This is a genomic window from Paraburkholderia sp. (assembly GCF_034668105.1).
Taxonomy (GTDB): domain Bacteria; phylum Pseudomonadota; class Gammaproteobacteria; order Burkholderiales; family Burkholderiaceae; genus Paraburkholderia.
Genome location: NZ_JAXDPY010000325.1, coordinates 1 through 9488, shown reverse-complemented (window position 1 = coordinate 9488; position 9488 = coordinate 1). Strand labels below are relative to the sequence as shown.

The 9488-nt window shown below is 61.3% G+C and carries 12 protein-coding genes; 4 read left to right on the top strand and 8 right to left on the bottom strand.

Annotated features, from left to right (window positions below):
* Positions 1-608: flavin reductase family protein (locus QOC89_RS14915; RefSeq protein ID WP_323045709.1), on the bottom strand; the 608-nt coding region annotated here is incomplete at its 3' end.
* Positions 609-867: 259 nt separating this feature from the next.
* Between QOC89_RS14915 and QOC89_RS14910 the strand changes: the two genes are divergently transcribed.
* Positions 868-1263 (top strand): helix-turn-helix transcriptional regulator, encoded by a 396-nt coding sequence (locus tag QOC89_RS14910; protein WP_323045708.1) that lies wholly within the window; start codon positions 868-870, stop codon positions 1261-1263.
* Between the two features lie 2 nt (positions 1264-1265).
* Positions 1266-2615, top strand: coding sequence for a type II toxin-antitoxin system HipA family toxin (locus QOC89_RS14905; RefSeq protein WP_323045707.1), 1350 nt, complete (start codon positions 1266-1268; stop codon positions 2613-2615).
* 36 nt (positions 2616-2651) lie between these two features.
* Here the strand turns inward: QOC89_RS14905 and QOC89_RS14900 are convergent, their stop codons facing one another.
* The 5 genes from QOC89_RS14900 to QOC89_RS14880 form a co-directional block, all read right to left on the bottom strand.
* Positions 2652-3605, bottom strand: a complete 954-nt coding sequence (locus QOC89_RS14900) for a 3-hydroxyacyl-CoA dehydrogenase family protein (protein WP_323045706.1) — start codon at positions 3603-3605, stop codon at positions 2652-2654.
* A 120-nt stretch (positions 3606-3725) separates the two neighbouring features.
* Entirely contained in the window at positions 3726-4025 is a 300-nt protein-coding gene (locus tag QOC89_RS14895) for a hypothetical protein (RefSeq protein ID WP_323045705.1), read from the bottom strand.
* A gap of 428 nt (positions 4026-4453) precedes the next feature.
* Positions 4454-4612, bottom strand: a complete 159-nt coding sequence (locus tag QOC89_RS14890) for a hypothetical protein (protein WP_179739636.1) — start codon at positions 4610-4612, stop codon at positions 4454-4456.
* A 236-nt stretch (positions 4613-4848) separates the two neighbouring features.
* The gene (locus QOC89_RS14885; protein WP_323045704.1) at positions 4849-6303 is read right to left on the bottom strand and encodes a hypothetical protein; all 1455 of its coding nucleotides are present in this window, start codon (positions 6301-6303) and stop codon (positions 4849-4851) included.
* Positions 6304-6435: 132 nt separating this feature from the next.
* Entirely contained in the window at positions 6436-7122 is a 687-nt protein-coding gene (locus QOC89_RS14880; RefSeq protein ID WP_323045703.1) for an MgtC/SapB family protein, read from the bottom strand.
* A gap of 261 nt (positions 7123-7383) precedes the next feature.
* Here QOC89_RS14880 and QOC89_RS14875 point away from each other — a divergent pair, with 261 nt between their 5' ends.
* Positions 7384-8493: an AGE family epimerase/isomerase gene (locus QOC89_RS14875; protein ID WP_323045702.1), complete on the top strand. Its 1110-nt coding sequence runs from the start codon at positions 7384-7386 to the stop codon at positions 8491-8493.
* A 53-nt stretch (positions 8494-8546) separates the two neighbouring features.
* Here the strand turns inward: QOC89_RS14875 and QOC89_RS14870 are convergent, their stop codons facing one another.
* Positions 8547-8822, bottom strand: a complete 276-nt coding sequence (locus QOC89_RS14870) for a hypothetical protein (RefSeq protein ID WP_179739647.1) — start codon at positions 8820-8822, stop codon at positions 8547-8549.
* Positions 8823-9051: 229 nt separating this feature from the next.
* Between QOC89_RS14870 and QOC89_RS14865 the strand changes: the two genes are divergently transcribed.
* Positions 9052-9255: a cold-shock protein gene (locus QOC89_RS14865; protein ID WP_007178724.1), complete on the top strand. Its 204-nt coding sequence runs from the start codon at positions 9052-9054 to the stop codon at positions 9253-9255.
* A 26-nt stretch (positions 9256-9281) separates the two neighbouring features.
* Here QOC89_RS14865 and QOC89_RS14860 read toward each other — a convergent pair.
* Positions 9282-9488 (bottom strand): hypothetical protein (locus QOC89_RS14860; protein ID WP_323045701.1); only part of this gene is annotated, 207 nt, incomplete at its 5' end.

Genomic DNA, 9488 nt, shown 5'->3' with positions numbered 1-9488 from the left:
GCGCTCGGGCGGAACATCTGGAACATCTCGCCGATTTCCGCGTAATCCGCGCGGTAGCCGGCGCGCATGATGGGCTGCGCGGCATGCGTGTCGAACAGGCCGTCTTTCAGATAGGCCTCGTTGATGTGAACACCGACCACTTGCCCGAGGGACAGATAGTTGTCCATTGGCTTGCCGTCGAGCGTATGCAACCGCACGATTTGCAGCAGCTTGCATTCGAGCGCGGCCGGCGCTTCAGCGACGTGCGGCACATTGACATTGCGACCTGGCGCAGGCGTGAGGCCGGCGAGTTCGAATTCGTCGATGTGCGGCGGGACCGGCGCGGAGGAGCGGTTCATCTGCTCGGCGAGCGGCCTGGTGGCGAGATTCCAGACGAATTCGCCAGTCGCCTCGATATTGGCGATGCTGTCTTTACGGCCTTCGCTGCAGAATCCGATGATCGGCGGGAAGCTGGCGAACGCGCCGAAAAAGCTGTAAGGCGCGAGGTTCAGCGTGCCGTCGGTGTCGCGTGAGGAAATCCAGCCGATCAGACGCGGGGCGACGATGGCCTTGAAGGGGTCGTGCGGCAGGCCATGACCGGCAGCGGGATCGTAGAAGTAGTGGGACATGGTTTTTGCGTTTGGGGTTGGCGGATGAGGCGGGAGGTATTTATACCGCAGACTCGCTGGCGCTGCTGGGACAGGATTGAAAGGTGCGCCTGCCATTGGCCCTTCAGCTTCAGGTTGATCGATTGCCTTCGTGTTCCGCTCGACAGGCTTGGGACTGTAAATTACAAATACAGGCTAGGACTTGTATCTCAACTTTACAGTCTGTGGTTTGTATTTGTATGATACAGTTCGGAGACTGTACAAGTCTGAAGAAAATCCAATGGATTACGCTATCAAGACACTAAGTCAGCTTCGCCCCATTCTGTTGGGCTTCCGCAAATCCGCAGGGCTCACACAGGCTGCGGTGGCCGAGCTGCTAGGCATCACCCAGCAAAGCTACGCACAGCTGGAGGCCAATCCGGCATCGGCGAGTGTCGACCGGCTTTTCAAGGTCATGCGTTTGCTGAACGTGGAACTGCGCCTGAGCCAGGCGTTGCCCGCTCCAGACAGTCAACCCGCACGAACCGGCACGCCGAAGCGTCGACAAGCCGCCCCCACTGTCAAGAAAGCAAAGCCCCCGTCGGCCACCAACCGCGCCGGGCGAACTCAGAAGACGTCGACTTCGAAGCAGCCTCCTGGGGCAATCACGGCCAAAAAGAAAAGGGAAAACTGGTAATCATGGCGCGCCGCCCTCAGACGCAGCGACTCGACATCTGGATGAACGGCCTGCCCGTCGGCTATTGGGAAAAAAGCCGCGAAGGTGATCGCCTGAGTTATCTCGGCGAGTGGATCGAAGATGAACAGGGGCGCCCCCTTTCCCTGTCGATGCCATTCACGCCTGGAAATCAGCCGTACCGTGGGGACGTTGTCAGCGCATTCTTCGACAATTTGCTTCCCGATAGCGATGCGATCCGTCGGCGATTGGCTCAACGGCATCGCACAGGCAGCACGAATGCTTTTGATCTGCTGATGGCACTCGGCCGTGACTGCGTCGGCGCGATCCAGCTCCTTCCGCCCGATGAGCAACCCGCCGATCTCTACGACATTTCTGGCGCGCCACTATCCGATCAGCAGGTCGCGCAGTTGCTGCGCAATGCCACCTCAGCGGCGCCGCTCGGCCAATACGATAACGGTGCGGATCTGAGATTATCGATTGCTGGCGCGCAGGAAAAAACGGCGCTGCTGCGCCATGACAACCAGTGGATCTACCCGACCGGCAGCACGCCGACCACGCATATCTTCAAGCTCCCGCTCGGCCTCGTTGGGAACATGCAGGCGGATATGCGGACGTCGATTGAAAACGAATGGCTGTGCTCGAAAATCGTAGCGGCGTATGGACTCGCCGCGGCCGATTGCGAGATTGCAACGTTCGAGGATCAGAAAGCGCTCGTGGTCGAGCGCTTCGACCGCAGGCTGTCCAGCGACGCGAACTGGATCGTGCGCCTTCCTCAGGAAGACATGTGCCAGGCCACCGCCAGGCCCTCGCACCTGAAGTACCAGGCTGACGGTGGGCCCGGCATCGCCGAGATCATGGACGTACTGCTCGGCTCGGTAAACGCGGATCAGGACCGGCGGCAGTTCTTCAAAACTCAACTTGTCTTCTGGTTACTGGCGGCAACGGATGGGCACGCGAAGAACTTCAGCATTTTCCATTTACCCAACGGCCTATACCGCTCAACGCCGCTTTACGACGTGCTCTCCGCACATCCGATCATCGGTCCGGGGCGCAATCAGATTGCGCGTCAGAAGGCGAAGATGGCGATGGCCGTTCGTGGCAGTACCAATCACTATCTGATCGACAAGATTCAGCGCCGGCACTGGATCGAACAGGCTCGACAAGTCGAGCTGGGAAGCGGGACGGCGCAGGACATCATCGCCGAAGTCGTCGACTCGACCGATCACGTGATCAACGAGGTGAGCGGTCTGGTCCCTTCAGGGTTTCCGAAGGGACTGGCGGAATCGATTCTGAGTGGAATCGGGAGGCAGCGAAACAAGCTGGCGGCGCCGCGTCGATCGTCGGCTGCGTAGCAGTGGAAAGTGTCTCCCGCCTAACGCCTGGCACCATTAGCCGCGACTAATCACCCGCTTGCGGCCTTCTTTGACTTTCGCCAATTGGGCTTCGTCCCATTCATAGAAACCGGCGCCGCTGCGCACGCCGACGCGCCCCGCGTTCACGTGAGCCCGCAGCAGATCGAGCACATCTTCGTCTTTGGCGAGTTCCGGCATCAGATGCGTGGAAATATCGACGAAGGTGTCCAGTCCGCCCATGTCCGCGCCTTCGAACGGTCCGACGATTCCCCACCGGCGTCCAAGCGAGGCCTTCATGACCCGGTCGACCACCTCGGGCGTCGCCGCCCCCGAGCGCACGATGTGCAACGCCTCGCGCAGCACCGCGAACTGCAACCGGTTGCCGACAAAACCCGGAATCGCCTTCGCCAGCACCACCGGCTCCATGCCGATCGCGCTCATCAACGCAGCGGTCTGCTCAGTGACTTGCGGCGCGGTTGCGGTACCCGGCACGACTTCGACAAGCGGAATCATGTGTGGCGGATTCCAGAAATGCGCAATCAGAAAACGCTCCTTCGCGCGCAACGGAGCGGCCAGCTGGTCGGGCAGAAAGCCACTCGTGTTGCTCGCGAGAATCGCATCGTCCGCCATCAAGCCAACCAGCGACGCATACAGGCGATGCTTCAGTTCGAGCACCTCTGGAATCGCCTCGATCACGAATTGCGCCGACGCCATGACGTCGAGTTGCGCGTGCGTCTCGATGCGCGAAAGCGCCGCCTGTTTGGCAGCGTGGTCGATACGTCCCGCGTCGATCAGCTCATCGAGCACCGCCTCCGCCTTCGGCGTAACGCTCGCGAGGCGTGCTGGATCGACGTCGTGGACGATTGTCCGATGCCCGTGCAATGCGCTTTGCGTCGCGATGCCGACGCCCATCAATCCCGTACCGACTACACCTAGCACTGCCTTGTTCACGCCGCTCTCCTGCTGACATCGATGAAAGCGTTCAAGCATAGCGCAGCGCGTCAATTTTCATGACCGAACGTGACAAAGCCGGTCTTCCGTGTGGAAGGACCGGCTTTGCGGACTTCATGCCGCGTCATGCGGCGCCGTCAGGCGCGTGCCAGGCGCGTATTAGTAACGCTGGGGCGCACGATGGTCGTCGTGGTGATGCGGATCGTTGTCGTGCGGGTGACGGCGCATCCAGTCGTCATGAGCCCAGTAGCGATGGCCGTCGTAATAACGGTCGCCATGCCAGCCGATGTTGATCGAAACGCCCACCGGCATCATGTGCGGCTGACCGTAAGCCGCTGGTCCCGGACCATTCTCGATGACCACCCGTTCCTGGGCGAAGGCGCTGCCGGCCGCAAGCAATGCGCCGCCGGCCAGCAAGGTTGCAATAATCGAACGCGATATCTTGTTAAAGGTTTTCAAGGTGACCTCCCATCAAAGTTTTGTGTCAAGCCAGCGCCCGTGTTAGGTCCACCTTGAACCACAGTGTTGGTTCGGACCACACGCCGTACGCTTGAGACCAACTTTAGCGGCCCAAACCGCATGAAGACGTGAGCACTTGTAAGCACACATTTCATAGAAAGGGACGGATGAGAGGTCACTTTTCTGGCGTTCGCCGCCCGTCTGCGGCGCATGCGCGGGGGATCAGCGAGACGAGGCGACGACATCCCGTCAGGCCCTGTTACATTCATTTCGGCTTGGAAATATTCAGAAAGGCGAAACGAATGGCGACCGCACCAAAACAAAAGCCACGGCACGCATTCACGGGCAGTGGCTTCAATGAGGCAATACGCACTCTACGTGCGCGCCCACGCGCGGCGGTCCGCGCTCAGGCTTTACTACTTGGCTTTTTAGTCGCTCAGCTTGATGCCGAACAACGTTGCTTGCGCTTTGCGCATGCGGTCTGCTTCACGGCTACGGGCTGCATACGAGTAGTCCGAATCCAGCGGCAGATGGGGCGACGCAAAGAGGTCGCTGACCTTTTGGAACAATGCAAAAATGAAGCTCATGGCGACTCCGGGTTGGTTACTGCATTTGCTAGGGTTTTCCCTTAAAAAGAATTATAGGGTTTTCCCTGGGAAAAAGCTAGTGCAATGCAGCAATTTTCCGGGTGTGGGTTGTTCTCACAGAGTTTCCGTCCATGGTGCGTCGCATCATGACAACATCCCTTTTTTTATATTTCAGGTCAAAGGTGCCTTCTGGTGAAGCCGCCGCCCGCTAACGCCGGCGCGGCGGTCACGGAAGATCAGCGCGAATTGGCTACTTTCGGCTTGTGCGCGTACTGGGTTCGCGCGCTGCGTTTGCCATGAGCGGGCGTCGCAACTGGCGGAGGCGCTGCGGATGCGGCTGCGTCGGAAGCCGCGTTGGCCGCCGCGGCATTGGCCATCGCCAGGTGGGTGTCGAGCAAGCTCGCCATGGCGGCCTGCTGGTTCTGCATCATCTGTTCGATGCGGTGCTGCTGGGCGGTGGTTTCTCGCGTCAGACGCATCAGGAGCACAGTCTGCGTGATGCCGATCGCGACCGTCATCAGCAACGCGCCCACCACGATCGACAGCATCCATTTCATGCGGCGCGAATGGTCGGTCGCCGCGAGGCGTTGGTCGGCGATCACGCCATATAAGGCATCGACGGTATCGGCGAAGGCCGTCGCACGCGCGCGGTCGAGTTCAGGCGCGGCGCGCAGCGCTGCCGCGGCTGCTTCGGCACGTTGAGCTTCGCGGAAGGACGGCGCAGTGAAAGCGGCGTTCGGGTGCGGATGCGCGGGTGCGGATCTTGGTGCTGGTGCTGGTGCTGGTGCTGGTGCTGGTGCTGGTGCTGGTGCTAATCCTGATGCAGGGGCTGTTGCTGATGCTGATCCTGGTGCTGGTGTAGCCGCAAACGCAAACGCAGACGCATCGCCCGCCCCCTTGGCAGCCGGCTCCGGCTCAGCCACCACCTCGCCGGAATCAGCCCCAGACCCGGACGAAGACGAACCGCGCTGCTCCCCCGCATCCGCCGATTCGGCGCCAACCGCTTCTCGCGAAGCCGCCGTCGCCTTGGCAAAGGCCGCCGCGAAGCGCTGCGAAGGCGCAGGCGACCTGGCACCCCCCGAGGCCGATGCAACCGCGGTCTCCGTATTCGTAGCACCCGGCTCACCCGCCTGGCGCAGCGCGGTCACGCTACGCACCACCGTGGCCGCCGCCATCGCCGGCGTGAGCGGCACGACCGCGTCAGATGCCGACGATGCCAGCTTCTCATCCACTAACGCTGCGGCCTCCCCGAAAGCCAGGTCGCCGACAGGCGATACCGTCGCCTCCGCGGCCTCGGTCTCCAACCCGCTCAATTGCGCATTCACCGGCGCCGGTTCATCGGATTTCGCAGCGCGAGGCGCGCGGCGCGCCGCCCGTGCCTCCAGCGACGCGCCATCGGCATCGATCGCACCGACCGCCGCCAACACGACATCGGGTAATTCAAAGCCATGCAACGTGCCTTGCCGGACGTCGATCTTCATCGCCTCCAGCGTGGCGCGGGTGGGATCGTCGGGGAACAGGTCGAGGGTGCTGTCGTCGCGTGAGGCATCGCTCAGTTGCGCGAGACGTTGTGCCGAGCGCGCGGCGCGCGCCAGCTTGTTTTCAGTTTCGGTCGAGACGGTGGCCTGACGTCGCTTCTTCGAAGCGGCACGCTGAGGCCGGGACTGCGTGGATGCTGCGGAATCTGCCATAGAGAAAAAGCGGTCGTCGCCGGAAAGCGGGCGCCGAGCACCGCTCGTCAATGCCATTGGAATTTTTCGAGACCGCATTGTCGCATGGCCGCGCGCCCCTGCCGAAGCCATTCGCCGACGATTTTCCGCTTTTTAAGACGACGCCGCATCCTGCCGGAACTGCTTGACGCCGGGCAGCTGACGCAAGCGAGCGCAGATCGCCTCATATTCGGTATTCGACACCCGATGCAGCGTGATCACGACTTCATCACATTCCGGCGCGTCGTCGCTTTGCTGCATCACGAACTGCTTGACGCGCGGGCTCGCGGCACCGAGTTCGTCGTGCAGCGAATGGAATGTCATGGTGCCGCGCTCGACGATCATGGTGAGCTGGCGCCGTTGCTTCACCGTGATGAAGCGGCGCTCGAGCGGCTTGATCCCGGCGAGGATGATCAGAATGATGATGGTCGCGGCGATCGACGCCGTGTACAGTCCGCCGCCGACCGCCAGCCCGATGGCCGCGACCGACCAGAGGCTTGCCGCTGTCGTCAGCCCGCGCACGATCTCGCCGCGCAGCAGAATCGAGCCCGCGCCAAGAAAGCCGATACCGGAGACCACCTGCGCGGCCATCCGCGACGGATCGAGCACGACGTGATCGCCCGTCAGTACTTCGGCGAAACCATAGGCCGACACGATCATGATGAGCGTCGAACCGACGCAGACCAGCATGTGCGTGCGCAGCCCCGCCGCCCACGAAAGCCGCTCGCGTTCGAAGCCGATCACGCTGCCGAGCGCAGCCGCCAGCACCAGACGGGAAATGAGTTCGAGGTTCCCCAGCATTATTTTTCCTCCTTGTCTGAAATTATTTGAAGCGTATTGCGCACCGGTGGCGCCGTGCCAGCGGCAGCCGTTTGCTTTATGCTTGGCCGCACCCCGCCGCGCGAGTGGCCACGACGATCGACATGCTGCTTGCGAGCCTTCCCCGTTGCAGGCCGCTCAGCGTCCATAATCGCCGACTCGGCACGATCGGCGACGGCCGCACCGCGGCGTGAGCCAAAGTCCGCTGGCGTTTCGAATGACCGCGTTTGATTAACCGAACTAATGCAAAGCATGACCCCTTCCAGCGCTTCGACGAGCACACTCGCCACCGCATTGCGTGATCACTTCGCTCGTGTGGTGCTGCCGCTGTGGCGCGGACCCGGTTTCAATACCGCGCTGAAACTGCCCTACGAAGCGCTTAGTGCCGAGGGTCCCGAGCCATTGCCCGCGCACCGCTACCGGGCGATGGCGTGCGCGCGGCAATTGTTCGTGTTCTCACAAGCAGGCGATGCGGCCCACGCCCGCGTGCTGTTCGATTCATTGATGCACACCTTTCAGGACACGCGCCACGGCGGATGGTTCTATAGCGTGGATGCGCAGGGCGCTCCGCTCGACACGACCAAAGACCTGTACACGCATGCATTCGTGGTGTTCGCGTGTGCGGAATACGGCGGCCGTTCCGGCAACCGCGACGCGCTGGAAATCGTGCATCGCACGTCGGCATTGATTCAGTCGCAGTTCGCGGCCGAAGGCGACCTGTTCAACGCCGCGCTCACCGCCGACTTCGCCAGCGTGACCGGCACGCCGATTCAGAATCCCCTGATGCACCTCACCGAAGCCTGGCTGGCCGCGCGCGACGCCACGCACGATACCGCCTTCGACGCGGCGTTGCGCCGTCTCGCCGGCGCTGTCGCGCGTCACTTTGTGCATGTGCCGAGCGGTTGCGTCGCTGAATTGCCGATTGGCGCGGACGACAACCGTCTGGAACCCGGCCACCAGTTCGAATGGTTCTGGCTGGTCAAGCAGGCCGGCACGTTGTTCGAAGCCTCGGGCCTCGACGAGTCGTTGACGCGCGCGTTCAGCTTCGCGCAGCAATATGGCGTGGACCCGCAGACGGGCGGCGTGTGCGCCTCGCTCGACGAAACTGGGCGGATCAAGGACACCACCGAGCGAATCTGGGCCCAGACAGAATATCTGCGCGCATTGGCAAGCCACCACGACCCTGCGGCGCTCGCCGCGCTGCCGCGGCAAATCGAGCTTTTCGGGCCGCGCTTCCTGCGTCCGCAAGGCTGGTTCGAATGCAAAACGGCGGCGGGTGACGTGGCGCGTGCCGACATGCCGTCGACCACGCCCTATCACCTCGCCACCGCATACGCGGCGTTGCCGGGCTAAACACCCGTAGACGCCTCGCGGCCCCCGGCGCTAAAAGCCGACTGGCCGGTCAATCAATATTCTTCGCGTTGCCAAGGTCCCCAGTCGGCGCCGGCGGTTTTAAATCGCGTGTAGGTCGCGCTTTGTCCGGTAGGGGTTTCCGATGTGTCGCCATGCGGCTTTTTATCGGTAGTGTGGAGGGCGAAAGCCTGGTGATCGTCGCTATCGACCGTGATGCGGCCGACCGGGTCCGGGGCGCCTTCTTGAGGTGATTTCGACTCCAATATCGCGAGATAAGGGGTCAAACGACTCCAGAACGAGGTGAGTTCTTCTTGCAAATAATGTGTCAATGTTTTTCCTGGAAGAGTAATACAAGCAGTTTACCCTACCGGATGGAACACCCCGCAAAATGCGTTCTGGGTCCAAAAAAGGCCCCAAAAGGGCCCAATCAGGGGAATACCCGAATACTTGTTGATTGGCGTCCATCATAAAGACGTGATACAACTCGTACTTCGCGCTCGATCTCGTGTTGAGAAATAGCGGTCGCGAATGCAACACACAACATTTACTGGATTAAAAATGGCAACAGGTACTGTGAAGTGGTTTAACGATGCAAAGGGCTTTGGCTTCATCACCCCGGACGACGGCGGCGAAGACCTGTTTGCTCACTTTTCGGAAGTTCAAGGCAGCGGCTTCAAGTCCCTGCAGGAAAACCAGAAAGTGACGTTCGAAGTCAAGCAAGGCCCGAAGGGCAAGCAAGCTGCGAACATCCAGCCGGCCTAAGTACCTTCAGGTACTTTGAGGCACGCTTAGGCGCTTGCGTCTGATGCAAAATGGCCCGCTTCGGCGGGCCATTTTTCTTTTCGGTTGCCGGTTTTTAAGCGCAGCGCACTTAGATTGCGCGCATTCTCGCCAACGCAAACCGCGCAGTTTCTGTCGGCATCTCGCCCGTCTGTTGCGTGCGCAACACAGCTTCCGAAATTTCGAAGACGGAAACCGCCTGCTTCAATTGCTGC

Bases quoted from the DNA above. Each gene is read 5' to 3' on its own strand.
- QOC89_RS14910 (WP_323045708.1), top strand. From the start codon at position 868: ATGGATTACGCTATCAAGACACTAAGTCAGCTTCGCCCCATTCTGTTG.
- QOC89_RS14905 (WP_323045707.1), top strand. From the start codon at position 1,266: ATGGCGCGCCGCCCTCAGACGCAGCGACTCGACATCTGGATGAACGGC.
- QOC89_RS14900 (WP_323045706.1), bottom strand. From the start codon at position 3,605: ATGCTTGAACGCTTTCATCGATGTCAGCAGGAGAGCGGCGTGAACAAG.
- QOC89_RS14890 (WP_179739636.1), bottom strand. From the start codon at position 4,612: ATGAGCTTCATTTTTGCATTGTTCCAAAAGGTCAGCGACCTCTTTGCG.
- QOC89_RS14885 (WP_323045704.1), bottom strand. From the start codon at position 6,303: ATGGCAGATTCCGCAGCATCCACGCAGTCCCGGCCTCAGCGTGCCGCT.
- QOC89_RS14880 (WP_323045703.1), bottom strand. From the start codon at position 7,122: ATGCTGGGGAACCTCGAACTCATTTCCCGTCTGGTGCTGGCGGCTGCG.
- QOC89_RS14875 (WP_323045702.1), top strand. From the start codon at position 7,384: ATGCAAAGCATGACCCCTTCCAGCGCTTCGACGAGCACACTCGCCACC.
- QOC89_RS14865 (WP_007178724.1), top strand. From the start codon at position 9,052: ATGGCAACAGGTACTGTGAAGTGGTTTAACGATGCAAAGGGCTTTGGC.